Annotated in this window: 22 protein-coding genes; 17 read left to right on the forward strand and 5 right to left on the reverse strand. The window is 70.7% G+C overall.

The window, feature by feature from the left end:
- Positions 1-3: 3 nt before the first annotated feature.
- The 4 genes from ABEB03_RS03045 to ABEB03_RS03060 all read right to left on the reverse strand — a co-directional run bounded on the left by ABEB03_RS03045 (position 4) and on the right by ABEB03_RS03060 (position 4735).
- Positions 4-870, reverse strand: a complete 867-nt coding sequence (locus tag ABEB03_RS03045; protein WP_345640772.1) for a carbohydrate ABC transporter permease — start codon at positions 868-870, stop codon at positions 4-6.
- The gene (locus ABEB03_RS03050) at positions 867-1835 is read right to left on the reverse strand and encodes a carbohydrate ABC transporter permease (RefSeq protein ID WP_345640775.1); all 969 of its coding nucleotides are present in this window, start codon (positions 1833-1835) and stop codon (positions 867-869) included. The genes ABEB03_RS03045 and ABEB03_RS03050 overlap by 4 nt, the downstream gene beginning before the upstream one ends.
- Entirely contained in the window at positions 1832-3127 is a 1296-nt protein-coding gene (locus tag ABEB03_RS03055; protein WP_345640778.1) for an ABC transporter substrate-binding protein, read from the reverse strand. The genes ABEB03_RS03050 and ABEB03_RS03055 overlap by 4 nt, the downstream gene beginning before the upstream one ends.
- A gap of 222 nt (positions 3128-3349) precedes the next feature.
- Positions 3350-4735, reverse strand: a complete 1386-nt coding sequence (locus ABEB03_RS03060; RefSeq protein ID WP_345640781.1) for an MFS transporter — start codon at positions 4733-4735, stop codon at positions 3350-3352.
- Positions 4736-4818: 83 nt separating this feature from the next.
- On the opposite strand from ABEB03_RS03060, the gene ABEB03_RS03065 reads away from it, so the two are divergent.
- The 13 genes from ABEB03_RS03065 (at position 4819) to ABEB03_RS03125 (ending at position 20027) form a co-directional block, all read left to right on the forward strand.
- A complete protein-coding gene (locus ABEB03_RS03065; RefSeq protein WP_345640784.1) occupies positions 4819-5808 on the forward strand; it encodes a LysR family transcriptional regulator in 990 nt (329 codons plus the stop codon).
- Positions 5809-5971: 163 nt separating this feature from the next.
- Positions 5972-7060, forward strand: coding sequence for a hypothetical protein (locus ABEB03_RS03070; protein WP_345640786.1), 1089 nt, complete (start codon positions 5972-5974; stop codon positions 7058-7060).
- A complete protein-coding gene (locus tag ABEB03_RS03075; protein WP_345640788.1) occupies positions 7060-9270 on the forward strand; it encodes a glycosyltransferase in 2211 nt (736 codons plus the stop codon). The genes ABEB03_RS03070 and ABEB03_RS03075 overlap by 1 nt, the downstream gene beginning before the upstream one ends.
- Positions 9267-10574, forward strand: coding sequence for an acyltransferase family protein (locus ABEB03_RS03080; protein ID WP_345640790.1), 1308 nt, complete (start codon positions 9267-9269; stop codon positions 10572-10574). Before ABEB03_RS03075 ends, ABEB03_RS03080 begins: the two co-directional genes overlap by 4 nt.
- Positions 10575-10906: 332 nt before the next feature.
- Positions 10907-11230 carry a hypothetical protein gene (locus tag ABEB03_RS03085; protein WP_345640792.1) on the forward strand — a complete coding sequence of 108 codons (324 nt, stop codon included), beginning with the start codon at positions 10907-10909 and terminating at the stop codon, positions 11228-11230.
- Positions 11227-12570, forward strand: a complete 1344-nt coding sequence (locus ABEB03_RS03090; RefSeq protein WP_345640795.1) for a hypothetical protein — start codon at positions 11227-11229, stop codon at positions 12568-12570. Before ABEB03_RS03085 ends, ABEB03_RS03090 begins: the two co-directional genes overlap by 4 nt.
- Positions 12571-12714: 144 nt before the next feature.
- Positions 12715-13281, forward strand: a complete 567-nt coding sequence (locus ABEB03_RS03095; protein ID WP_345640797.1) for a hypothetical protein — start codon at positions 12715-12717, stop codon at positions 13279-13281.
- A gap of 20 nt (positions 13282-13301) precedes the next feature.
- A complete protein-coding gene (locus ABEB03_RS03100) occupies positions 13302-13976 on the forward strand; it encodes a hypothetical protein (protein ID WP_345640800.1) in 675 nt (224 codons plus the stop codon).
- A 211-nt stretch (positions 13977-14187) separates the two neighbouring features.
- Entirely contained in the window at positions 14188-14844 is a 657-nt protein-coding gene (locus tag ABEB03_RS03105) for a hypothetical protein (protein WP_345640803.1), read from the forward strand.
- On the forward strand, positions 14832-15866 hold the full coding sequence (locus tag ABEB03_RS03110) for a hypothetical protein (RefSeq protein WP_345640806.1): 1035 nt from the start codon (positions 14832-14834) through the stop codon (positions 15864-15866). Before ABEB03_RS03105 ends, ABEB03_RS03110 begins: the two co-directional genes overlap by 13 nt.
- Before the next feature lie 184 nt (positions 15867-16050).
- Complete coding sequence (locus ABEB03_RS03115) at positions 16051-17145, forward strand: hypothetical protein (protein ID WP_345640809.1); 1095 nt, start codon at positions 16051-16053, stop codon at positions 17143-17145.
- Positions 17146-17321: 176 nt separating this feature from the next.
- On the forward strand, positions 17322-18704 hold the full coding sequence (locus ABEB03_RS03120; protein WP_345640812.1) for a nitrate/nitrite transporter: 1383 nt from the start codon (positions 17322-17324) through the stop codon (positions 18702-18704).
- A gap of 171 nt (positions 18705-18875) precedes the next feature.
- Positions 18876-20027, forward strand: a complete 1152-nt coding sequence (locus ABEB03_RS03125; RefSeq protein ID WP_345640815.1) for a uroporphyrinogen-III synthase — start codon at positions 18876-18878, stop codon at positions 20025-20027.
- On the opposite strand, the gene ABEB03_RS03130 is transcribed toward ABEB03_RS03125, so the two are convergent.
- Positions 19976-20536: an anthrone oxygenase family protein gene (locus ABEB03_RS03130; protein ID WP_345640818.1), complete on the reverse strand. Its 561-nt coding sequence runs from the start codon at positions 20534-20536 to the stop codon at positions 19976-19978. The genes ABEB03_RS03125 and ABEB03_RS03130 overlap by 52 nt on opposite strands.
- Positions 20537-20772: 236 nt before the next feature.
- On the opposite strand from ABEB03_RS03130, the gene ABEB03_RS03135 reads away from it, so the two are divergent.
- The 4 genes from ABEB03_RS03135 (at position 20773) to ABEB03_RS03150 (ending at position 25648) form a co-directional block, all read left to right on the forward strand.
- The gene (locus ABEB03_RS03135) at positions 20773-21360 is read left to right on the forward strand and encodes a CGNR zinc finger domain-containing protein (RefSeq protein ID WP_345640821.1); all 588 of its coding nucleotides are present in this window, start codon (positions 20773-20775) and stop codon (positions 21358-21360) included.
- Positions 21361-21747: 387 nt separating this feature from the next.
- Positions 21748-22275 carry a sigma-70 family RNA polymerase sigma factor gene (locus ABEB03_RS03140; RefSeq protein WP_037766446.1) on the forward strand — a complete coding sequence of 176 codons (528 nt, stop codon included), beginning with the start codon at positions 21748-21750 and terminating at the stop codon, positions 22273-22275.
- Between the two features lie 38 nt (positions 22276-22313).
- The gene (locus ABEB03_RS03145; RefSeq protein WP_028804710.1) at positions 22314-23096 is read left to right on the forward strand and encodes an anti-sigma factor family protein; all 783 of its coding nucleotides are present in this window, start codon (positions 22314-22316) and stop codon (positions 23094-23096) included.
- Between the two features lie 83 nt (positions 23097-23179).
- Complete coding sequence (locus tag ABEB03_RS03150; protein WP_345640830.1) at positions 23180-25648, forward strand: HelD family protein; 2469 nt, start codon at positions 23180-23182, stop codon at positions 25646-25648.
- Positions 25649-25954 lie beyond the last annotated feature (306 nt).

The raw sequence follows: 25954 nt of genomic DNA on the forward strand, positions 1-25954 counted from the left end.
CCCTTACTTCACTGCGCCGGCGGCGATGCCGCGGGTGAGGGTCCGCTGGAAGACGAGGAAGAAGACGATGGCGGGCAGGACGCCCAGGAGAGCGGCCGCGTTCGTCATGGTGGCGTCCATCAGGCGCTGGCCCTGGAGGACGCCGAGGGCCACCGACACCGTCTGGTTGTCGTTGGAGATCAGCATGACCAGCGGCAGCAGGAACTCGTTCCACGTCCAGATGAAGAAGAAGACGAGGAGCACGCCGATGGTGGGGCGGCTGACGGGGACGACGATCCGCCACAGCACCTGCCACTTGTTCGCCCCGTCGATCCGGGCGGCCTCGATGATCTCGCGCGGGAACCGGCCGAGGACGGAGGCGAGCAGATAGGTGCCGAAGGCCGCCTGGATCACCGTGAAGACGATGATCACGCTGAGCCTCGTGTCGTACAGGCCGGCCTGCTTGCTCAGGTAGTAGACCGGGTAGACCAGCGCCTCCTGCGGCAGCATGTTCGCCAGCACGAAGAAGGCGAGCACCCAGGTGCGGCCCCTGATCCGGCCGATGCCGATCGCGTAGGCGTTGAGGACGGACAGGACGGCGGCGCCGACCGCCACCGACCCGGAGATCAGGACGGAGTTGACCAGCTTGCGGCCGAAGTCGACGCGGTCCCAGAAGTCCTCGATGCCGTCGAGGTACAGGCCGCGGGGCAGGCTGAGCGGCCCGTTCTCCGCGTACTCGGCGGGCGACTTGACGGCGTTGACCGCCACGACGAGGAACGGCAGCACCATGAACAGGGCCGCGATCACCAGGGCGACGAGGACCGGGTAGCGGGCGAGGACACCGCGGGCGGGACCGCGCGTCCTGACCGCGCCGGTGCGGACGGCTGTCATGTGCGGACCCCTTCCTCCGCGTCCTCCGCGCGGGTCTGGAACTTCAGCCCGGCCAGGGCCAGGACGAGGATGATCACGGTGAGCACGGTGGAGATTGCGGCGCCGTAGCCGACCTGCGTCTTCTCGAAGAAGGTCGTGAAGGAGAAGTACGAGGGGACGTCGGTGGCGCCGCCCGGTCCGCCCTTGGTCAGGACGTACACCGCCCCGAACACCTTCAGCGCGGCGATCGTGCACCACAGCAGCACCACGTAGATCTCGGGCCTGATCTGCGGCAGCGTGACGTGCCAGAAACGCCGCCACCAGCCCGCGCCGTCCAGCTCGGCGGCCTCGTGGAGCTGCGGGTCGACGCGTTGCAGGCCCGCCATGAAGACGACGAGCGGGAAGCCGAGCTGCACCCACACCATCACGCCCATGACGCTGTACAGGGCGAGGTCGGGGTCGCCGAGCCAGTCCTGCTGCCAGGAGCCGAGACCGACGGCCTTCAGCAGTTCGTTGAGCGAGCCGTTGTCCGGTGCGAGGATCCAGCTCCAGACGATGCCGGCGACCGCGATGGGCAGCACCTGCGGCAGATAGAAGCAGGCCCGCAGCACGGAGGCGACCCTGCCGCCGAAGTGCCGGCCGACGAAGTCGAACAGTGCGGCGGCGAGGACCAGGCCGAGCACGGTGGGTACGGCGGCCATGGCGACGACCATGAACAGGCTGTGCCGGAACGACGCCCAGAACTCCGCGTCGTCCATCAGCTCGCGGTAGTTGGCGAGCCCGGACCACCTGGGACTGCCGACGCCCTGCCAGTCGGTGAAGCTGACACCGGTGTTCATCAGGAACGGGACGACGACCACCGCGAGGAAGGCGAGGACGCCGGGCAGCAGGAAGGGCAGGTAGGAGTCGCGGGGGCGGCGCGGGCGCGGTGCGCCGCCGTGCTGCTTGCGGACGACCCGGCCGCCCCGCTCGACGGTGACCGTCATGTCTTCGGTACGCCCTTGTCGTACGCCTTCTGCAGTGCGCTCAGATAGGCGTCCGGCTTCTCGCTCCCGGTGATCAGCTTCTGGGTCTCCGAGACGAGTACGTCGTAGAAGCCGGCGACGGGCCAGTCCGGGTAGAAGGCCAGTCCGTCCTTGCCGGAAAGGGTGTTGAAGTCGGCGATCAGCGTCTTGGCCTGCGGGTCGATGATGGCGGCGGGGTCGGCGGCCACCGGGATGCCGCCCTTGTTGCCGAGCAGGTTCTGGATCTTCTTCGACATGGTGATGTCGATGAAGTCGTAGGCGAGTTCCTTGTTCTTGGCGCCCTTGGGGACGACCCAGAGGTTGCCGCCGGAGCCGAGCGTGAGATTGCTGCCCGGCCACAGGAAGGTGCCCCAGGCGAACTTGTTCTCCTCCTTGAAGCGGCCGTACCACCAGCTGCCGCTGAACAGGATGGGGCTCTTGCCCTGGATGAAGGAGACGCCCGCGTCCTCCGCCTTCACACCCGTCGACTTCTTGCTGATGTAGCCCTTCTTCACCCAGTCGGCGAAGGTCTCGGCGGCATACGTCCAGGCGGCGTCGTGGAAGTCGGTCTTTCCCTTGTAGAGCTCGTACGCGTCGACCCAGGAGCGGTCCGCCTTGGAGAGCGCCAGCTGGTAGAGGTACTGCTGGGCGATGTACTCGGCGCCGCCGTTCGCGAGCGGGGTGACGCCCTTGGCGACGAAGGTGTCCATGGCGGAGGTGAGTTCGCCGAGCGTGGTGGGTTCGGCGACCCCGTACTTCTCGAAGAGGTCCTTGTTGTAGTAGACCATCGTGTACTCGGCGTAGTTGGGCACGCCGTACCACTTCCCGGAGCCCATGACTCCGTCCGTGTCGTACTGGCTGATGGTCCGCACCCCGCCGCTGACCTTCTTGTCCCAGCCGTGCCGGGTGACCTCCGCGGTCAGGTCGGTCAGCAGTCCCTGCTGGGAGAGCTTGCCCGCCGTCGCGTTGCCCTTGTTGTACTCCATGAGGTCCGGCGCGTCGCCGGAGTTGAGGACCATCGGGGCCGTCTTCTGGATCTGTTCGAAGCCCTTCTCCTCGAACTTCACCTTCACGCCCGGGTGTTTCGCCTCGAACTCCTTGATGGCCTCGTTCCAGGCCACTCCCATCGCGCTGTTCGGCGCCTCGTAGTGCCACAGCCGCAGCGTCTTGCCGTCCTCGGCCCCGCTGTCCGAGCCGCCGCAGGAGGCCAGCAGCAGGGAGCCCGCCAGGGCCGCCGCCACCGTCGCCGCCGTGCGCCTTCGTTTCGTCGACATCCATTGCCTCCGGGGGAGTTGGATGGGTCACGGAAGCGTCACGCAGCAATCGTCGAATCGTTTCGATGCGTGACGTCGAAGCGCTTCGACGGGGGAAGGTATGTGGGGGCCGGGGGCGCGTCAATGGGGTGCGCCGGAATTGGGGCGCGGGTTCGACGGGCCGGACGACACGGCGCTCGATCGCGGTCGGGCGGCGTGTCCCGCACGTGGTGGGCCGCCGACCTACGCGTGGTGGGCCGACCCGGCCCGCCGGTGCGCGGCGCGACGCGCGTGCAGGACGGCACCGGCGGCAGCGATCAGGAGCGCCGTCGTCGCCGCGGCGAGCGGAACGCCGTAGCCCGCGGTCGCCGACACACGCTCCACCACCCACCCGCCCGCCGCCGAACCCCCGGCGATCCCGCCCAGCAGACCGGTCACCGCGAGGGTCATGCCCTCGTTCAGCCGGCCCTCGGGCGTGCGGGCCTGGACCAGGGTCATGCCGGTGACCATGGTCGGCGCGGTGGCCATCCCCGCGACGAGCAGCGCGCCCGCGAGGACCGGCAGCGAACCGGTCAGCCAGGCCGCGAGCAGGGGCAGCGTCAGCAGGGCCGCCATCGCGGCGACGCAGCGCGGGAAGAGCCGCTCGGCGGGGCCGGCCGGCCGCACCGTGCCGAACAGCAGACCCGCCACGCACGACCCCGCCGCCTGGAGCGCCAGGACCGCGCCCGCCGCCGACTTGTGCCCCTGGGCGTCCGCGAATGCGATCGTGACCACCTCCATCGAACCGAAGACCGCACCGGTGGCCAGGAAGCACAGCAGCAGTGGGGGCATGCCGGGCGACAGCACCGGGGACGGGGCCTTCGTGCGCCGCTGGGGCGGCGGCTCCGTGGCGCGCTGTGCCGCGAAGACCAGCACGCCCGTGATCAGCAGGGCGCCGCCGACCAGCGTGCCCGCCTCCGGGAAGAACGTCCCGCACAGGAACGCCGCGAGCACCGGCCCCAGCATGAAGCACAGCTCGTCCGCGGCCTGTTCGAAGGAGTTCGCGGTGTGCAGCGCGGCCGGGTCGCCCTTGAGGAGATGCGCCCAGCGGGCCCGGGACATGCCGCCCGTGTTGGGGGTCGTGGCCGTGGCGGCGTACGCGGCGAAGAGCGTCCAGTCGGGTGCGCCGCAGCGCACGCACAGCACCAGCGCGATGCCGCCCAGCAGGGCGAACAGGGTGGCGGGCACGGCCACCCGGGCCTGCCCGTGCCGGTCGACGAGACGCGCGGTCCAGGGGGCGACCACCGCGGTCGCCGCCAGCCCGGTCGCGGTCACCGCGCCGGCCAGCGCGTACGAGCCGCGCGAGCCCGCGATCATGATGACCGCGCTCACGCTGAACATCCCCATGGGCAGCCGGGCCAGCAGGTTCCCGACGGTGAAGGCACGGGCGCCCGGGACGGCGAAGAGACGGTGGTACGGGGTGCGGCCCCGGGGCGTCCGCGTCCGGGCGGACCGGTTCGGCGCGTGGTCGGCGGCGGGCGAAGGCGGCGCGGGCAGGGGGTCGAGGGCGGGCGAAGGCGGCGCGGGCAGGGGGTCGAGGGCGGGCGAAGGCGGCGCGGGCGTCGGACCGGGGGCGGGCTGGTGCGGCATGGATCAACCGTCGCTCGGAGCGGATCACGAGGTCCAACACCTTGTCCGTGGTGATTGACGCACCTGGGTTGTAGGTTCGCGTGATGTCTGTCCAGTCACCCGCCGGCGGTCATCTCGACCCGCGCCTGCTGCACGCCTTCCTCGCCGTCGCCGAGGAGCTGCACTTCACCCGCGCCGCCGCCCGGCTGTACGTGGCCCAGCAGGCACTGAGCCGGGACGTCCGGCGGCTGGAGCGGGAACTCGGCGCGCAGCTGTTCTCCCGGACCACGCGGCAGGTGACGCTGACCGCGGACGGGGAGCGCCTGCTGCCGTACGCGCGACGGGTGCTCGCCGCGCACGAGGCCCTGCTGTCCGCCTTCGCGCGCGGACAGGACCAGCGTCCGCTGCTCGTCGACGTCAACACCCCGGGACTCGCCACGGGCCGCGTCCTCGACCGGGCTCGTGAACTCGCGCCCGACCGTGAGCTGATGGCCCGATTCGAGAGCGGCCTCACGGGCGCGGCGCAGGATTTGCTCACCGGCCGGCTGGACGCGTCGTTCGGCCGGTTCGCCGGGCTCGACCCCGCGGTGCGGGCCCGTCTGGAACAGCAGCCCGTACGGTACGAGCCGATGGCCGTCCTGCTGCCCGAGGACCACCCGCTGGCCGCGCTGGAGGCGGTCCCGCTGGCCGCGCTCGCGGGCGAGACCGTGTACGCGGGGGCGGGCAATCCCCGGACGCTGGAATGGACCGACCTGGCCCATCACCTGTTCGAGGGACGTGGCATCGCGCTCGCGCCGCCCGCTCCGATGGCCGTGGGAGCCGAGGAGTTCCGGCGGATCATGGCCAAGAACCGGAACCCCGTCCTCGCCGTCGTGGAGTTTCCGGCCATGCCTGAAACGGTGCTGAGACCTCTGGTCGACCCCGTTCCCCTGTCACCCCTGTCGCTGGTGTGGCGGAAGGGGCTGGTGCATCCCGGGATCGACGCGCTTCGACGAGCCGCCGTCGAACTCGCGGCCGAGGAAGGGTGGCTGCATCGCCCCGAGAATGGGTGGATTCCGGCCACGGATGCACTCATCATGATGAGCCATACATGAGCTGCAAGCGCACGTCTCCGCCACGTGCGCTACATTCTTCCTCCGGGCACAGTGTGATAAGGGGGGCGCTCGGGCTGGGTGGGGGCCCGGTCCGACGGCGAACGTGGAGTGCCCGGAGTCGTTGCGCACCCGAGAACTGTCCCGTGGGGGGATGTGCGTGCGCGTGGAAAACTGGCGGAAAGATGCCCAACCGGGTCGGCGTGACGTCGATCAGGGCGAGGGGCACGGAACCGATCCGTCACCCGGGGCAGCGGCCGACGACGCCGTCGTCTGGCCCGACGCGGCCGGCAGAACGGCGTCCTGGCCGGGAGCGACCGGCACCACCTCGTCCTGGCCCGCGACCCGCGGTGTCAGCCCGTTCCCGTCCGGCGCCGCGCACTCCATGAGCGACGAGCCGGAGACCCGACGGCTCCCCTCCGCCGCCCCCGGCGGACCGGACCGCCCGCTCACGGCCCGGACCGACGACCGGACGTCCTGGGAACACCCCGACGACCCCGGCCACACCCACGACCCGCACGAGGTCACCGTCCAGCTCGACGGCGCCGGACGGCAGTTGGAGGAGTGGCTCGTCAAGCAGGCCAAGGACGCCCCCGGCGCCCAGGACGGCTCGGACGGTCCCGTCTTCGTCGACGAGTCGGGCCGCCGCAGCCGCCGCTTCCGCCGCCTCGGCATCCTCGTGGGCCTCGCCTGCGCGGTCTACGCCGTCGTCATCGTCGCGACGCTCCTGTCGGGCAGCTCCGACGCGCCCTGGCTCCCCGTGCCGGGCCAGGCGGACGACCCGCCGGCCGGGCAGGTCGACAGCTCACCGCTGCCCACCGGCTCGGTGGACCCGTCCGGCACCGGCAGCGTCTCGCCCGGCGCGAGCGCCACGGCGAGCGACGGCACCACGCCGTCCGCGGGCGTGAGCCCGACGCCGGGCGCCTCGGGCAGCGCGGCCGCCCCCGGCGCGTCCGCCGACCCGGACCCCACGACGTCCACGACCAAGAAGCCGGGCTCCGGCACCAGCACCACCAAGAAGCCGGACCCGGACCCCGATCCGACCGACCCGGTCGTCGAACCCACGACCCCCGGCCCGACGGACACCGGCGGCCCCACAGCCGATCCGACCGAGACCGCCGGCGGCGCCGGTGCCGGCACCGACGCCGTCGCCCACGGTGCTCCCGCGTCCCTCGAACAGACCTCCCCGGAGCTCGGGCAGCAGGCTGCCGACAGCTCCTCGTACGCCTTTTCGTCCCCGGAGAACGTCCTCTGATGGCATCCCGCACCAGCCGTCACGGCCCCGCACGCACCTCGCGTCGCGCGGCCCCCCAAGCCCGGCGCCGCCGCATTCCCCTGCGCCTGCTGCTGCCGCTGCTCCTCCTCGTCGCCCTGATGGCGATGCTGATGCTGCGCGGCTACGTCCACAGCGAGATCCTCGCCGACCACCGCGTGCGGCCCGAGGCCGCCACCGACAAGGTGCCGGAGAAGATCCTCGAGGGCGGCCCGGTCATCGACACCCGCAGCGGCCGCGAGACCAGCATGAGCGTGCCGGACCACCGGCTCGTCCTCACCTTCGACGACGGCCCCGACCCCGAGTGGACGCCCAAGGTCCTGGACGTCCTCAAGGCGCACCACGCGCACGCCGTCTTCTTCGTCACCGGCACGATGGCCTCGCGTTATCCCGAACTCGTGCACCGCATGGTGGAGGAGGGCCACGAGGTCGGCCTGCACACCTTCAACCACCCCGACCTCTCGTACCAGTCCAAGAAGCGCATCGACTGGGAGCTGTCCCAGAACCAGCTGGCGCTGGAGGGCGCGGCGGGCATCCGCACCTCCCTCTTCCGCCCGCCGTACTCCTCCTTCGCCGACGCCATGGACAACAAGTCCTGGCCGGTGACGCAGTACATCGGCACGCGCGGCTACATCACCGTCGTCAACAACACCGACAGTGAGGACTGGCAGAAGCCGGGCGTCGACGAGATCATCCGCCGGGCCACCCCCAAGGGCGGCAAGGGCGCGATCGTCCTGATGCACGACTCCGGCGGCGACCGCCACCAGACCGTGCAGGCGCTCGACCGGTTCCTGCCTCAGCTCCAGAAGCAGGGCTACGAGTTCAAGAACCTCACCGAGGCGCTCAACGCGCCCAGCGCGCACACCCCGGTCACCGGCCTCGACCTGTGGAAGGGCAAGGCGTGGATCTTCCTGGTCGGCGCCTCCGACGGGATCACCGACGCCCTCGTCGTCGGCATCGCGATCACCGGTGTCCTCGTCTTCACCCGCTTCGGCCTGATGCTCCTGCTGTCCGCCGCGCACGCGCGCCGGGTGCGGCGCCGCACCTTCCGCTGGGGCCCGATGCCGATCACCGAACCGGTCTCGGTCCTGGTCCCGGCGTACAACGAGGCCAAGTGCATCGAGAACACCGTGCACTCACTGATGGCGAGCGAGCACCCCATCGAGGTCATCGTCATCGACGACGGTTCGAGCGACGGCACGGCGCGGATCGTCGAGAACCTGCGCCTGCCGAACGTACGGGTCGTGCGCCAGCTCAACGCGGGCAAGCCCGCCGCCCTCAACAGGGGTCTCGCGAACGCCCGGTACGACATCATCGTGATGATGGACGGCGACACCGTCTTCGAACCGGCCACCGTCCGTGAACTCGTCCAGCCCTTCGCCGACCCCCAGGTCGGCGCGGTCGCCGGCAACGCGAAGGTCGGCAACCGCGACTCGCTGATCGGCGCGTGGCAGCACATCGAGTACGTGATGGGCTTCAACCTCGACCGCCGCATGTACGACATCCTGCGCTGCATGCCCACGATCCCGGGCGCGGTCGGAGCCTTCCGCCGCTCCGCCCTGGAACGGGTCGGCGGGATGAGCGACGACACACTCGCCGAGGACACCGACATCACCATGGCGATGCACCGCGACGGGTGGCGCGTGGTGTACGCGGAGAAGGCACGCGCCTGGACGGAGGCTCCCGAGTCCGTCCAGCAGCTGTGGTCCCAGCGCTACCGCTGGTCGTACGGCACCATGCAGGCGATCTGGAAGCACCGCAGGGCCCTGATCGAACGCGGTCCGTCGGGCCGCTTCGGCCGGGTCGGCCTGCCGCTCGTCTCGCTCTTCATGGTGCTGGCCCCGCTGCTCGCCCCCCTGATCGACGTCTTCCTCCTCTACGGCGTGGTCTTCGGCCCGACCCAGAAGACGATCATCGCCTGGCTGGGCGTCCTGGCCGTCCAGGCGGCCTGCGCCGCGTACGCCTTCCGGCTGGACAGAGAACGCATGACACACCTGATCTCCCTCCCCCTCCAGCAGATCCTCTACCGGCAGTTGATGTACGTGGTGCTGCTCCAGTCCTGGATCACCGCCCTCACCGGAGGCCGTCTGCGCTGGCAGAAGCTGCGGCGCACCGGAGTGGTGGAGGCGCCCGGGGCGATCCCGCGGCAGCGGGCGGCACACAGCGGTGACGATCGGAGGCCGGTGGGATGACGACGCACGAGTACACGACGGGAGCCACCCCGACGCCGCCGCTCGGCGCGCCGCGGGTCTCCATCCCGCACCAGCCGTCGCACCAGCAGCCCGGACCCCCGGCGCAGCCGGAGTCGCCGGCACCGTCCGCGCCGCGCCGCCCGGGCCGCGACCGCTACCTGGACCTGCTGCGCTCCATCGCCCTGGTCCGCGTGGTCGTGTACCACCTCTTCGGCTGGGCGTGGCTGACGGTCCTGTTCCCCTCCATGGGCGTGATGTTCGCGCTGGCCGGATCCCTGATGGCGCGTTCGCTGAACCGCCCGGCGTTCAGCGTGATCCGCGGCCGTGTCCGCCGACTGCTGCCGCCCCTGTGGGCGTTCAGCGCGGTGGCGCTCGTCCTGATGTTCGCCGGCGGCTGGAGCGTGACCGAGGACCCCGACCACGGCGGCACCTGGGGCCTGGTCGAGATGATCAACTACGTCTTCCCGTTCGGCGCGCCGCCGTTCCCCTGGCACATCGGGGACAAGGCGGGCCTTCTGGAGGACACGTGGGCGGTCCAGGCGGTCGGCCCGCTCTGGTACCTGCGGGCGTACCTGTGGTTCGTGGTGGCGTCGCCGCTGCTCCTGTGGGCGTTCCGCCGGGTGCCGTGGGCGACGCTGTTCTTCCCGCTCGCCCTCACCGCTGTCGTCGGCACCGGCATCGTGACGATCCCCGGCGAGACGGGCAACACGATCACGGACTTCGCCGTGTACGGCGGCTGCTGGGTCCTCGGGTTCGCCCACCACGAGGGCGTCCTGCAACGTGTGCCCCGCTACGTCGCCGTGTCCTGCTCGGCCCTCGTCATGGCCTTCGGCCTGTGGTGGGCCTCGGGCCACCTCGGCCCGGACGGCTGGGACCTGAACGACATCCCGCTGGCCCAGGCCACGTGGTCGTTCGGCTTCGTCGTCATCCTGCTCCAGTACTCGCCGTCCTGGCAGGAACTCCCCGGCCGCCTGGCCAAGTGGGACAAGCTCGTCACCCTGTCCAACAACCGGGCCGTCACGATCTACCTGTGGCACAACATGCTGATCATGGCCACGGTCCCGATCATCGACCAGGTGTACAACCTCCCCTTCATGGAGAGCGAGCGCGCCACGGCGGCCCTGGACTCGACATACATGCTGTGGATGTTCGTCCTCGTCTGGCCGTTGATCGGTCTGACGATCCTCGCCTTCGGCTGGATCGAGGACATCGCGGCGAAGCGGAGTCCTCGGCTGTGGCCGAACGGGGCGAAGAAGGGCCGCTCCCGGGGCCGGGCCGGCCGCGTGGCCTCGCACCGGGGGTAGGACGGACCCGGCGGTGTGGCCGGGGGCCGGTGTGGCCCGGGGGCGAGGAGGCCCGGGGCTGGGGTGATCTCCGGTCGAGGGGACCGGGGCCGAGATGACCCGGGGCTGAGGTGACCTGGGCCGAGGTGCCCGGGACTGAGATGACCGGATGCCGAGGGGTGGGACGCCATGTCCCGCCCCTCGCTTCGTGTCACCCGATCGAAGGTTTCCCACCTGGTATTACTCGCACTCTGCGGTGAATTGCCCGACTTGTCGTTCGCGTCGACGTGACCTGCTCTGGTGTCGTTCCGCGTGTCCCGAAAGCGGACCCTTCCCGCAGAGAGGAAGCACGCGTGGCGGAGCGGTTGGCTGTCGACGGCGACGAACTGGCGCACTTCATGAAGATGCTCAGGAAGTCGGGCGACTCGCTCAAGGGGCTGCGCAGAGCCCTGGAGGACGCCACGGTCACGGGCCTGGGCACCGACAACCTCGACTCCGCCTGCGAGGACTTCCAGGACGACTGGAAGTACGGCGCCGACCGGATCGGCGAACAGACCGAGGACCTCGCCGAGATCATCGGCAAGAGCAAGGACAGCTACCGCGAGGTGGACAGGGCGCTGGAGGAGGCCCTGCGGAAGTCCCGGACCGGCGGGACCGGCGCCGGGGGCGGGCGATGACGCACGGGCCCGCCGGGGGATCGGGAGCGGCCCTCGACCCGCGCTCCCGGGCCGACCTCGGCCGGCCGCAGGGACTCAAGTCCGCCCCGCGCATCCCCCACCCCGACCATCCGCACCTCGGCTTCAACCCGGTGCCGGGCAGCACCGGCACCGTACGCGGCCTGCGCAAGAAGCTCGGCGGCTGCGCGAAGGTGCTCGAAGAGACGCACGAACTGGTCACCAGGCTCATGGAGGGCAGCTACTGGCAGGGCGACGCCGCCGTCGCCTTCCGCGAGCAGCTCGACGGAGGCCCGCTGCCGCTGAACCTGAAGAACGCCGCGCACTCCATCCGCAAGGCGGCCCGGCAGCTCGACCGCTGGGAGGGCGAACTCGACGACTTCCAGCGCCGGGCGAGGCGGCTGGAGGAGGACGCCGGGGAGGCGCAGGCCGCCGTGGACCGGGCGAAGGGCCACGCCGCCACGGCCGGCACCAGCCCCGACCTGCAAGCAAAGGGTGCCCGCCGGGACGAGGCCCAGAAGGCCCGCACCAAGGCGAACGCCGCCGTCGAGCACGCCGAGGCCGAACTCGAAAAGATCCGCGCCCGCGCCCGGAAGCTCGCCGCCGAACACGAACACCAGGCCCAGCACCGCGCCTTAAAGATCCGCGCCGCGACGAACAAACTCGCCCCTCACGAACCGGGCGCCTTCGATCAGGCGCTGGAGTGGGTGGGCGAGAACCTGCCGGACATTCTCAGCACCGTGGGCGCCGTGATCGGACTGGCGGCCCTGTTCGTGGTGTCGGGCGGGACGGCTGCGGCGGTTTTGTTGATTGCGGCTTCGGTCTTGAGCGGCGCGTCGCTGGCGATGAGGGCGATCGGTGATCCAGCGATGCGCGCTTCGCTGTGGGACGGCTTTACCGAGGGGGAGCTCGACACGGACTTCTGGAGCAACCTGGTCACCGTCGGGGGAGATGCTCTGGGCCTGATGCCTGGGGTCGGCGCGGCGGGCAAAGGAGTCGAGACCGCCCTGCGGGCCACAGGCGAGACGGGGGAGGTTCTCACGCTCGGTCAGCGTCTGGCCCGTGTCGGGAGCAGCACGCTGGAGCAGGCGAAGTCCATCTCGGGCCTGGACAACGCACTGCTCGGCGTCACGGTGCGAGGTGCCCGGGCGGCACAGATCACCAAGGCGATCGAAGCCACCTCCGCCACCACCGGTGTCACCACGGCAGGTTTCGGCCTGGCCATGACCGCCGTGGACACCGACGACGACGGGATCAAGGACGGCTCAGTGGCAGGCGTCGACGGATCCCGGCTCGGCCTCGACGCCGGCGGGATCGTCAGTCTCGCCCGTCATGTCTTCTGAGCTCAGGAACGGAGAGGAGTACGCATGCATCCGACCGAATACCCCTCGGCCTGGCATCATCCACCCACGAGACGGGCGTGGGTACAGCACATGGTCTTGATCGTTGTGCGCTCGGTCGGATGGGTCGCCACTTGGCTGGGAAGCTTGTTCCTCGTTGTGGCCACACCACGCTGGATCGGTTGGGCCTTCCTCCTCCTGCTTGTGTACGCCACCTTCCGCGCCGTCCTCCAACTCGCCCACATCGGACCGTCGATCCAGATGCAGCGGGTCCTCTGGCAGTACCCGTGGCAGTTCCTCACGGATGTTCCCCGTGGCCGCAACAAGCACCCTGGGCTCCAGGACGACGCGATGTGGTTCGAACTGCCCAACCCGGAGGATCCCGAGGAGCGGATTCCGCTGCCGTTCCTGTCGACGATGCGCACCTTCTGGTGGATGCGGCGCTTCGGAACGACCCGTACGAAGCCGGAGCTGAAGGCTCAGATCGAACCGCTCTGGTTCGCCGGAGACCCTCGTTTCGTCGCGGTCGTCGCGGCCCCCGGCCGAGGCGGCAAGGGGCCCAAGAGGCTGCACCTGCTCTATCAGCGCGCGGCTGCGGGCCGCCGGGGTGCAGATCCGGTGCACTGGAACGCCTGCCCCGCCGCACTGGAACGCGCCCGCCGGGCCGGAGCGCACGTGCCCGAATCCGTACCGCCGTTTCCGCGTCCGAACTGATCTGCGATGGACAGGACTTCATGACCACGGCTTCCTTCGTCACCGTTGCCGATTCGGCCAGGGACCCCGATGTCGACGTCTGGTTCGCGGAGCCGGCGGGTTTCGTGGCCGTTCCCATGGGCGCCCTGCTCTCCGCGCCCGACGTCCGCGACGAGAACGTACGCAGGGCCCTCGCGCCCTTTCTCGACGCGGCGCCCGACGAGATGGCTCGCCAAGTGTTCCTCGCCCACTTGGCGCAGGGGCAACAACTGCTGGGCGCGCTGTGCGAGGTCGGCACCGTGCACTGCTCGATCGGCCTGCACCGTGACGATGTCGCAGGGGGTGGCCCGCCGTTGCTGTCCCTCTTCACGGTCTCGTGGAAGCAGACGGCCGTCGCGTCGAGGGGTGCCACGGCGGCACGTGCCGTGGCCACCGCCGAGGGGCACACGCACATCGAGTACGTCGAACTGCCCTGCGGACCGGCGGCGCTGAGCGAGACCACGCTCACTCCTTCTGCTTGCAGTCGCCTCCCCCGAGTAGCGCTGCTCCAGGTTCATGCCTATGTGCCGCACCCGGACTGCAGACGTCTGGTCGTCCTGACGCTGAGCACGACGGCCACGGCCCGCCGGGAGCAGTACCGCTTGATCCTCCGGCAGATGGCGGAGCTGGTCAGTTTCGACGATCCGCTGGAACGAGGGCCGGGCACGACGGAGTGACGGCGCAGCCCTTTGCGGTGGCCAACTCTCCGTCGACGCCTGGTCGTTTACGTCACTCAGGGGGTGGTTTCGGGGCTGCATTGGGCATGGTGCGGGGGACTTTGAGTGGCTTGTTCCCTCCGTGTATGCAATTCGCTCTGGTGTCGCCTCACGCGTCACCGATAGCGTGTCGCTGCTCTCCAGACCCCATACGCCCCATCAGGAGCCCGCTGTGAATCGCCGTCCTCGCCTGCTCACCACAGCCGCCGTCGGTGCGGCTGCGGCTCTCCTCCTCACCGCCTGCGGCGGGAGCGACGGCAGCTCGAAGGACAACGACAAGATCGCCGGGGCCGACACGGGGAGCGAGACGTCGGCGTCGCCGAGCGCGAGCGCCACGGCTGCCGCGGGGCGACCGAAGATCACGTTGCCTTCCGACCTGACGCTGACCTTTGAGACTCCGCAGGGCGGGGACGCCGTCAAGGAAGCCGTGCTCGCCGACAATGCCGAGCGCATGCGGGCGGTCGATGCGGCGATCACCGGGACGGACGCCAAGGGTGAGGCGCTCGCCTACTACAACACGGGTAAGGCACTCGAAGCGGCGCTGACCTGGGTCAAGCAGTTCAAGGATGCCGACGCCACGCTCACCGGCGAGGCGCGCTACTACGAGCGCACCGTGACTCTCAAGAACAAGACGACGGCCTCGCTCACCTTCTGTGCGGACGAGAGCAAGGGCTTCAGCAAGGACAAGGAGACGAACAAGGTCGCGAAGACGCCTGTCACCAAGAACAGCTACGTCTTCTACAACACACGCCTGGACAAGAACTCCGAAGGCGTGTGGCAGACCTCGCAGATCATTTCCACTCGGGGGGCAGCGCAGTGCCAGCCATGACCAGGAACGCCGCTGGAGTCGCTCTGCTCGCCGGCGTTCTCGTGCTCGTCAACTGTTCTAATGCCTGGGCGGACTTCACACCGGGCGGCAAGGGTACGGGTTCCGAGACGCAGGTCGACGGACAGCAGAAGGACAAGACGCTGTCGGCGACCGCCGGAGCCGTGGTGTTCGATCGTTCGAAGAACGGCTCCGGCGATTCCGCTGGACCCGTGGTCTCCACGACGACGTGGACTCCGCCCGCCTGCTACTACGCCCCCAAGTACTCCCCGGACCAGCTCCAGAAGTACCTGGAGCCGATCTGGAGTGCCGAGTCGACCGGCTCTCAGTGGGACTTGGAGCAGCGCAATCGCTATGTGAACGGGGAGCCGTACAAGGACTTCAACAAGGACAAGGCCGACAAGGGCTACTGGTGGGACTCGTACGTCACCCAGGGGCGTGAGGGCGACCCCGGCGCGCTCGACTGCGACAAGCCCATCTTCTGGGTGGACAAGGGCGATCCCCCACCCGCGAACATCCCCGAGGCCATCACGCCCAAGATGCTGGCGCAGCTCGCGTACGCCGAGATCCGGGTCCCGTCGACGAAGGTGGATCTGGCCCCGGCGGGTACGACAAAGGTGAATCTGCCGACCTGGGCATGGCTGGACACGGCGGAGTTCAAGCCGGTGTCCGTCACGGCGCGGGTACCGCTGCTCGGCGTCTCGGCGACCACCACCGCGGAGCCCGTCTCCCTGAAGATCGAACCCGGCACCGAGGACGCCACCACCTACCCGGCCTCCGGTGTCTGCGAGATCAAGGGCGGCCGGATCGGGGAGGCGTACGCGAAGGGGAAGTCGGACGAGACGCCGCCGTGCGGGGTGCAGTACCTGCGCTCGTCGGGCGACGGCTCGTACAAGCTCAGGGCGACCATCACCTGGAAGATCCACTGGACGGGCACCGGCAACACCGGAGACGACCTCCCGGACGGCACGTTCGGCGCGGAACAGGACGTCGTCGTCCAGGAGATCCAGGCCGTCAATCGCTGAGCGAACCGCATCCTCAGACGCGCCTCGTCGGATTCAAAGACGCAAGTCAAGGGCCGGTCAACGTCGTCGGTCCGCTGTTCCGTCGCGGCGCGCCGCTGTGGAAGACTGCCCGAGTTGCGGAAGTGAACAGTGTGACCCGGCGGTGGGGGAGTGAACGCGGGTGAGTAGGCGTCAGGTTCGCAAGATGCTCCAGCTCATGTCCGGCGGAGAGCCCGTGCAGCTCACCAGCGGCATGGCCTCCGTGAAGAAGCTCGCCCGGCTCGCCTTCGTCGCCCAGCAGTTCGGCTACGAGTACGCGGACGTGCGGCAGGGGAGCGGGCGGAACAACGCGCTCACCATGCTCATCGTGCCCGACCACAGCCCCCAGGCGCAGGCGCGCGCCGCGCAGAACCGGGCGCAGTTCCCGAAGGCGGCCGACGGGGAGTCGCTGCCGCCTGTCGTCCCCGACGCGCTGGAGCTGCTCAAGGCCCGGATCAACTTCGATCTGACCGGCAGGCACGCCGAGAAGCGGATGCTGTACGGGGCGGTCGGCGCCACCGTCGGGTGTGTGGTCCTGGGCGTGCGCGCGGGCGGGGACTCCGTCGCGTTCACCGTGGCCGGAGCGCTGTGGGCGCTGCTCATGGTCGTCCTCGGCATCGGCCTGGTCGTCACGCGCAAACGCAACGCGAAGTTCGCGGCCCGGCTCCAGAACGCCGGGTTCACGCCGGTGACGGAGGAGGGCGGCCGGGTCCGGTACCTGCCGCCGGCGCCGTACGCCGCACAGGCCGCGGCAGGGGCAGGGGCATGGACAGGAGCGGGACCAGGCCCCTACGCCCAGGCTCCCGGCGCTTCGTACAAGCCCCAGCCGGGGACCCCGTACCCGTCCCAGCCGGGAACGGGAACCCCGTACGCCCCCCAACCGGGAACCCCGTACGCCCCCCAACCGGGGACCCCGTACGCGCCTCAACCGGGAACCCCGTACGCCGCCCAGCCCGGGACCCCGTACTCCCAGCCCCAGCCCCAGCCCCAGACCCCCGGCCCCTACGGCAGCCCGCACCCGGCCCCCGCCCCGCCCTACCCGGCTCCCGGGGCCCAGCCGGCCACCCCGTACGCCCAGCCCCAGCCCCAGGCTCAGCCGCCCCACTCTCAAGCCCCTGGCGCCCAGCCGGCGTCCCCGTACGCCCAGCCTCAAGCCCCTGGCGCCCAGCCCCCGAACCCGTACGCCCAGCCCCGGTCGCCCCAAGCCTCCCAGCCGCCCCAGGCCCCCCAGCCCCCCGGCGGTCAGCCCCCGCAGGTCTGAGCCGGGCGGGGCCTCACCGCCGGCCCCGGGCGGGGCCTCACCGTCGGCCCCGGCCCCGAGTGAGAGCAAAGTTCCCTTCCGGTCACTCATGGCCACAGGCCGGAAACGCGTCCTCCCTACCTTCGGTTGTCATCCCCAGGACGACACGCGCACCGCACCGGAACCGTGGAGGCGTCATGACAGCCCCTAATACAGCCCCCGCACCGAGCAGGGGAGGCCGTTGGATCGAGCAATGGGATCCGGAGGACGAGGCCTTCTGGCAGGAGAAGGGCGAGAAGATCGCCCGGCGGAACCTGCTCTTCTCGGTGCTCTCCGAGCACATCGGCTTCTCGATCTGGACCATGTGGTCGGTCCTCGTCCTGTTCATGGGGCCGGAGTACGGGCTCACCCCCGCGGACAAGTTCCTGCTCACGTCGGTGGTGACGCTGGTCGGAGCGGCCGTGCGCGTGCCGTACACCTTCGCCGTGGCGATCTTCGGCGGCCGGAACTGGACGATCGTCTCGGCGAGCCTGCTCCTTGTGCCGACGGTCGCCGCGTTCATGGTGATGAAGCCGGGGACGTCCTTCGACACCTTCCTGCTCGTCGGTCTGCTCGCCGGCATCGGCGGCGGCAACTTCGCCTCCAGCATGACCAACATCAACGCCTTCTTCCCGCTGCGGAAGAAGGGCTGGGCGCTCGGCCTCAACGCGGGCGGCGGCAACATCGGCGTGCCCGTCATCCAGCTGGTGGCGCTCGCCATCATCGGGGCGAGCGGCGGACCGCGTGTGCTCCTCGGGATCTACATCCCGCTCATCCTGGTGGCCGCGGTGCTCTCCGCCGTCTTCATGGACAACATCGCCTCCGTCAAGAACGACACCGGCGCTGCCAAGGACGCCGCACGCGACGGGCACACCTGGATCATGTCCTTCCTGTACATCGGGACGTTCGGGTCGTTCATCGGCTACAGCTTCGCCTTCGGTCAGGTGCTGACCAACCAGTTCGGGCGCACGCCCCTCCAGGCGGCGTACCTCACCTTCATCGGCCCGCTGCTCGGCTCGCTGATCCGGCCCGTCGGCGGCTGGCTCGCCGACCGCTACGGCGGCGCCCGGATCACCCTGTGGAACTTCGTGGGCATGGCCGCGGCGACCGCCGTCCTCGTCGTCGCCAGCATGCAGAAGTCGCTCCCGCTGTTCGTCGCGGTGTTCGTCGTGCTCTTCGTGCTCAGCGGGCTCGGCAACGGATCGACGTACAAGATGATCCCCGGCATCTTCCAGGCGAAGGCCCTCGCCCTGGGACTGAGCGCGGAGGAGGCGGCCGCGCACGGGCGGCGGCTGTCCGGCGCGTCCATGGGACTCATCGGCGCGGTGGGCGCGCTCGGCGGCGTCGGCATCAACCTCGCCTTCCGGCAGTCCTTCCTCTCCTACGGCTCCGGCACCGGCGCCTTCGTCACCTTCCTCGCCTTCTACGCGGTGTGCTTCGTGGTCACCTGGGCCGTATACCTTCGCCGCCCGGCCGCCGCCGGGGCGCCGGCCACGGCCACCACGGAGGCGAAGCCCCAGCTCAGCTACGCCGAGGTCTGACGTAACACGCCCGACATCAAGCTGATCCGAGCCTGTCACGGCACGTTGACAGGCTCGGATCAGCCACACGCGGACGGCAGCGGGCCGCCGCGGACGAGAACGGGCCGCCGGGACGACGGCACCGGGCAGCACATCCCCGCACGACGACTCGACGAGCGCGAGACGAGAGCCATGTACGACGAACAGCAGCGACCGGACAACGGTCCCCTCGCCGGATTCACCGTGGGCGTGACCGCCGCGCGCCGGGCCGACGAGCTCAGCGCGCTGCTCCAGCGCCGCGGTGCCTCGGTGGTGCACGCGCCCGCCCTGCGGATCGTGCCGCTCGCCGACGACAGCGAACTGCTCGCCGCCACCAAGGAACTGCTCGACCAGGCACCCGACGTCGTCGTGGCCACCACGGCCATCGGCTTCCGGGGCTGGATCGAGGCCGCCGACGGATGGGGCCTCGGCGAGGACCTGCTGGGCAGACTGCGCGGAGTGGAGCTGCTCGCCCGAGGCCCCAAGGTGAAGGGCGCGATCCGGGCCCAGGGCCTGACCGAGGAGTGGTCCCCGTCGTCCGAGTCCATGGCCGAGGTTCTGGACCGGCTGCTGGAGGAGGGCGTCGAAGGTCGGCGCATCGCCATCCAGCTGCACGGTGAGCCGCTGCCCGGGTTCGTGGAGTCGCTGCGTGCCGCGGGCGCGGAGGTCGTCGGCGTCCCGGTCTACCGGTGGCTGCCGCCGGAGGACCTCGGACCGGTCGACCGGCTGCTGGACGCGGCCGTCACCCGCGGTCTGGACGCGCTCACGTTCACCAGCGCGCCGGCCGCCGCCTCCCTGCTGACGAGAGCGGAGGACCGGGGGCTGCTGCCCGAACTCCTCGACGCCCTGGGCCACGACGTGCTGCCCGCCTGCGTGGGGCCCGTCACCGCCCTGCCGCTGCAGGCCCGCGGCATCGACACGGTCCAGCCCGAGCGCTTCCGGCTCGGCCCCCTCGTCCAGCTGCTGTGCCAGGAACTCCCGTCGCGCGCGCGATCGTTGCCCATCGCCGGGCACCGGGTGGAGATCCGCGGGCACGCGGTGATGGTGGACGGCACGCTGCGGCCCGTGCCGCCCGCCGGGATGTCGCTGCTGCGGGCGCTGTCGCGGCGGCCCGGCTGGGTGGTGGCCCGGGCCGAGCTGCTGCGCGCGCTGCCGGGCGCCGGGCGGGACGAGCACGCCGTCGAGACGGCGATGGCCCGGCTGCGTACCGCGCTCGGTGCTCCCAAGCTCATCCAGACGGTGGTCAAGCGCGGTTACCGGCTCGCGCTCGACCCGGTCGCGGACTCCAAGTACGCGGACGTGTGAGGCCTGCGGCACAGGAAGAGGGCGCGGGCGAGGAAGGCGAGCGCGAGCGTCGACAGCACCGCCCGTACGGCGTTCCACGCGACCCAGGTGTCCTCGAACTTCTCCCGTACGGCGGCCGGATCGCCGATCTTCGCCGGGTCGCCGGCGTTCGCCAGGTCGTCGTTGAGCGGGATGTTCACGGCGACGGTGACCAGGAAGGCCAGTCCGTAGGCGAGGAGGGCGGCGAGCACCCAGCGGCGCGCGCCGCCCTTCGTGCCCCGCAACTGCCATGCGGAGATGGCGGCGAGCACCGGCGCACCCAGGAAGCTCACGAAGAACACCGGGTTCTGGATCACGTCGTTGATGTTCTGCATGACCTCGATGAAGACGCGGTCGTCGCTGCGCGCCAGCGACGGCATGATGTCGCAGGCGAAGATGTAGAAGACCCCGGCGATCAGGCCCATCGCGACCGTGGCCGCACCCAGTACACCCCCGGCGGAGCTGTGCCGCCCTGTGCTGTTGTCCGTCATGTCCCTCAGTCAACCGGTGCCGCGGAACAGGTGACATGGCCCAGGCGCGCGGCCGCATAAGCGGGCGTCCAGCCCGTGCCGGTGCCCGGTCCGGCGCGGGCCGGGGGAGCCGGCGCCGTGTGGACGCGGTAAGGGAGCGGTACTGAGTCTTCCGGCCGGGCGTGCGGGCATGCACTGTAGGGGGTACGACCCTCACCGGCCCCTCACGGCGGTAACCCCAAGGCGGTGACAGGCACATGGCATCGGGCATGGCCACGGCCTCGTACGAGCTGCGGTTCGACTCCGGGCGGATCTGCCTGGACCTGACGGCGACGACCCATCCCGAGGAACGGCTCGACTCGACCGCCCGGCTGCGGGCCTGGATCGCCGCCTCCGAGCTGGTCCCCGCGGGAACCCCGCTGGGTTCGGCCGACGCGGCCTGGCTCCTCGCCTTCAGGGAACTGCGCGGACACGTGGCCCGGTTGGTGCGCGGAGAACTGGACGGCCGGCCGGCCGACGCGGCACTCGCCCGCGTCAACGCGGCCGCCCTCGCCGCTCCGCCCGCCCCCTGGGCGGCGCGCGCGGAGGACGGTTCGCTGCACCGCAGGCTGCACGCCCCGCCGGGCTGCGCCGAACTGCTCTCCGTCGTCGCCCGGGACGCACTCGACCTGGTCACGGATCCGACGGCACGGGCGAGTCTGCGGCAGTGCGAGGGCGACAACTGCCCGATCGTCTACCTCGACACCTCGCGGGGCCGGCGCCGGCGCTGGTGTTCCAGCGAGGTGTGCGGAAACCGCGAGCGGGTGGCCCGGCACCGGCGCCGGGCGGCACTCGCCCGCGCCTGAGCAGAAGCCCGCCCCGGGTTTCGTCGCGCGGGGTGCCCGTCACCTCGCCGTACGCGACAACGGCCCCCGCTGAGTGGCAGGTCCGGACGTCCGGGACGGTGTGATCCTGCCCACTCCGGCGCCGGGCTGCCCTTCCGGCCGCGGACCGGAGTGCGGCCGGCAGATGACCCGTACGTGACCCCCCGACCGCAACCAGTTTTCAGAAAGCCCTTCAACTCCCCTTTCAAACCCCGATCAAGAAATATGTGCGGTCACTTTGAACACACGCACGCCAGTGCACGTACCCGGGGATGAGCGACCGACTGGGGGAACCCCCGGACACCGGAGGTAGGCGTGCGCAAGGATTCCGCCGTGGCTGATGAACGAAGGCCAAGGGCCCGACATCGCATGTCCCAGTCCTCGTCGACCGAACCCGACGAGGAGCTGATGCGTGCGCTGTACCGGGAACACGCGGGGCCCCTGCTGGCGTATGTCCTGCGACTGGTCGCCGGAGACCGCCAGCGCGCCGAGGACGTCGTGCAGGAAACGCTCATCCGTGCCTGGAAGAACGCCGGTCAGCTCAATCGAGCAACCGGTTCGGTACGCCCCTGGCTGGTGACGGTCGCCCGGCGCATCGTCATCGACGGCCACCGGAGCCGGCAGGCCCGGCCTCAGGAGGTCGACCCGTCGCCGCTGGAGGTCATCCCCGCGGAGGACGAGATCGACAAGGCGTTGTGGCTGATGACACTGTCGGACGCGTTGGACGACCTGACCCCTGCTCACAGGGAAGTTCTGGTCGAAACTTACTTCAAAGGGCGTACGGTCAATGAGGCGGCCGAAACCCTCGGCATCCCCAGCGGCACCGTGCGCTCACGGGTGTTCTACGCCCTGCGCTCGATGAAGCTGGCTCTGGAGGAGCGGGGGGTGACGGCATGAACACATACGGGGGATACGGAACGGGTGGTCCAGGAGCCATGCAGGGTCCACGGGGACAGCAAGGCCCCGGCGACATTCACGAGACCGTCGGCGCCTACGCCCTCGGCATCCTCGACGACGCCGAGGCGACCGCCTTCGAGGCACACCTCGCCACTTGCGAGTGGTGCGCCCAGCAGCTCGACGAGCTGGCCGGGATGGAGCCGATGCTCGCCGCGCTCGCGGACCTGCCCGCCTCCCAGGGCAGCCCGGCCATCGCCGAGTCCCTGTCCGCGCGCCCGAGCCCACGGCTCGCGGAGCGGCTGGTCGACGAGGTGTCCGAGCGGCGCGCCAAGAAGCGCCGGCGCGGTATGTACCTGGTGGCGGCGGCCGCGGCGCTGATCATCGGCGGCCCGCTGACCGTGATGGCGGTCAACGGCGGCAGCGACACCGGGACGAACATGCCGCAGGCGCACGCCACCAGCCCCGCCAAGGCGGCCTTCGAGGTCATGACCGACAAGAAGGAGGCGACGGACCCGAAGACCCAGGTCAACGCCGTCGTCGCCGTCGAGAAGAAGGACTGGGGCACCCACGCCGTCCTCCAGCTCAAGAACGTCACGGGCCCGCTCAAGTGCTCCCTGATCGCCGTCGGCAAGAACGGCGAGCGCGAGACGGTCACCTCCTGGGCGGTCCCGAAATGGGGCTACGGCATCACGAACGCGAAGACCGAAGAGGCGAAGAACCCGCTCTACGTGCACGGCGGGGCGGCCTTCTCGCCCAACCAGATCGATCACTTCGAGGTCATGACGTTCGACGGGAAGCGCCTCGTGGAGGTGGCCGCCTGAGCGAACCCCGGGCGCGCACGTAGCCTGCCGGGGTCCCCTTCGCGTACGGTTGACGGCTGCCCAGCACGTCAGAAGGGGGCCCGGTGGCCGCTCAGGCTCAGCAGGAAACCGCGCTCGGCTCGGTCCACGAACCCGTAGGGGACTCCGCGCAGGAGGACTCCCTACGGGACGACTCCGTACGGGACCGGGAGATCAGCGTCGAACAGGAACATCTGGACCGGGTGTACCGGCGCCTCGAGGAGAAGATCGACGAGGCGGAGTTCCTGATGAACGACGCCGCCCAGCGCGGGCAGGTCGGTACGCCGGGCGCGCTCGCCGAGCGGGACGCCCAGGTGTTCCGGGCGGGTGTCCACCTCAACCGCCTGAACAACGAGTTCGAGGACTTCCTCTTCGGCCGGATCGATCTGCTGCTCGGCAAGGACGGCAAGAAGGGCCCGGACGGCGCGTACACGGCGGTCGAGCCCGCCGAGGGCGCGGTCCGTGAGGACGCGACCGGGCAGTACGCCGACATCGCGGAGACGCTGCACATCGGCCGGATCGGTGTCCTCGACGCGGAGTACGCGCCGCTGGTCATCGACTGGCGGGCGCCCGCCGCGGCCCCCTTCTACCGCTCCACCCCGGTCGACCCGGGCCGTGTCGTGCGCCGCCGGGTCATCCGCTCCAAGGGCCGCAAGGTGCTCGGTGTCGAGGACGACCTGATGCGCCCGGAGCTGAAGGCCTCTCTCGACGGCCGGGAACTCCCGGTGATCGGCGACGGCGCGCTGATGGCCGCGCTCGGCCAGGCCCGCAGCCACACCATGCGGGACATCGTGGCGTCGATCCAGGCCGAGCAGGACCTGGTGATCAGGGCGCCCGCCGCCTCGGTGACGTACGTCGAGGGCGGTCCGGGCACCGGCAAGACGGCGGTGGCCCTGCACCGGGCCGCGTACCTGCTCTACCAGGACCGCCGCCGCTACGCGGGCGGCATTCTGATCGTCTCCCCGACCCCCTTGCTGGTCGCCTACACCGAGGGCGTCCTGCCCTCCCTCGGCGAGGAGGGCCAGGTCGCCATCCGCGCCATCGGCTCGCTGGTCGACGGCGTCGAGGCGACCCTGTACGACTCCCCGGCGGTGGCCCGGGCCAAGGGCTCGTACCGGATGCTGAAGGTGCTGCGGAAGGCGGCGCGGGGCGCGCTGGAGCCGGCGCCCGCCCAGGGCGGGCGGTCCGGCCCGGCCGGCCGTTTCGCGCGGGGCGGCGCCGAGGGCGCGGGCGGCACCGGGCAGCTCGCCTTCGGCGAGGAGCCCGGGACGCGGGACGACGCGGCGACGGCACCCACCCGTCTGCGGGTCGTCGCCTTCGGCCGCCGGCTGGAGCTGGAGACGGCGGAACTGGACCGCATCCGGCGCAACGCGCTGGGCGGGACCGCGCCCGTCAACCTGCTGCGCCCGCGCGCCCGCAAGCTGCTGCTCGACGCGCTGTGGGCGCAGTCGGGGGCCGGGGCCCGGCACACGGACCCGGAGCTGGCCGCCGAGCTGAGGTCGTCGTTCGACGAGGACATCATGTCCGAGGACTCCTTCGTCTCGTTCCTGGACGCCTGGTGGCCGGAGCTGACGCCGCGGGGCGTGCTGGCCGCCATGGCCGACGAGCGGCGGCTCGGGCGCTGGGCGCGGCGCATCCTGAACCCCGGCGAGGTGCGCCGGGTGGCCCGCTCGCTGAAGCGGGACGGGCTGTCCGTGCACGACGTGGCGATGCTGGACGAACTGAACGCGATCCTCGGCACCCCGGCCCGGCCCAGGAAGCGGCGCGAGCTCGATCCGCTGGACCAGCTCACCGGTCTGGAGGAGCTGATGCCGGTGCGCGAGGAGTCGCAGCGCGAGCGCGCCGAGCGGCTCGCCCAGGAGCGGACCGAGTACGCGCACGTCATCGTCGACGAGGCGCAGGACCTCACGCCGATGCAGTGGCGGATGGTGGGCAGGCGGGGCCGGCACGCCACCTGGACCGTGGTCGGCGACCCGGCCCAGTCCTCCTGGTCCGACCCCGACGAGGCCGCCGAGGCGCGCGACGAGGCCCTCGGAACCCGCCCGAGGCGCCGTTTCACCCTCACCGTGAACTATCGCAACCCGGCCGAGATCGCCGAGCTCGCGGCCAAGGTCCTCGCCCTGGCCATGCCCGGCTCGCAGTCCCCGTCGGCGGTCCGCTCCACCGGTGTGGAGCCGCGCTTCGCGGTCGTGGAGGAATCGCTCGCCCGGACGGTGCGTGCCGAGGCCGCACGGCTCCTCGACCGCGTCGACGGCACCGTGGGCGTGGTCGTCGCGATGAACCGGCGTGAGGAGGCGGCCCGCTGGCTCGCCGGTCTCGGCGACCGCGTGGTGGCTCTCGGCAGCCTGGAGGCGAAGGGACTGGAGTACGACGCGACGGTCGTCGTCTCGCCCGCGGAGATCGCCGACGAGTCGCCGGCCGGCCTGCGTGTGCTGTATGTCGCGCTGACCCGTGCGACCCAGCAGCTCACGCTCGTGTCGGGCGAGCGGGACGAGCCGGACGCGGACGGGGTGCCGGACCTGCTGCGTGACTGAGCCCACGGGACCCCGTATGAACTTCCGGCGCGGGAATGGCCTTACGGGATCTGTTTGTTAGCCTTGGTGTGGCACCGGCCCGATCCAAGCCCCCGGGCCCAACCTTCGTCGCTACGAGCGACCACTTGCCGCGAGGCGAGCATGGCGGGTCGGTGTCACTGAACGGAGCACCACCGAAGAGGCCCACGTCATCCAGTGACGTGGGTCTCTTTGCTGCGCCCGCAACTTCTCGTATGGTGGAAACAAGTTTCCGAAAGCGTGCGGCAGGTCGCGAACAAAACGTTCGCAATCCGGGGCGGCTACCGC

The organism is Streptomyces siamensis, assembly GCF_039543605.1.
GTDB lineage: Bacteria > Actinomycetota > Actinomycetes > Streptomycetales > Streptomycetaceae > Streptomyces > Streptomyces siamensis.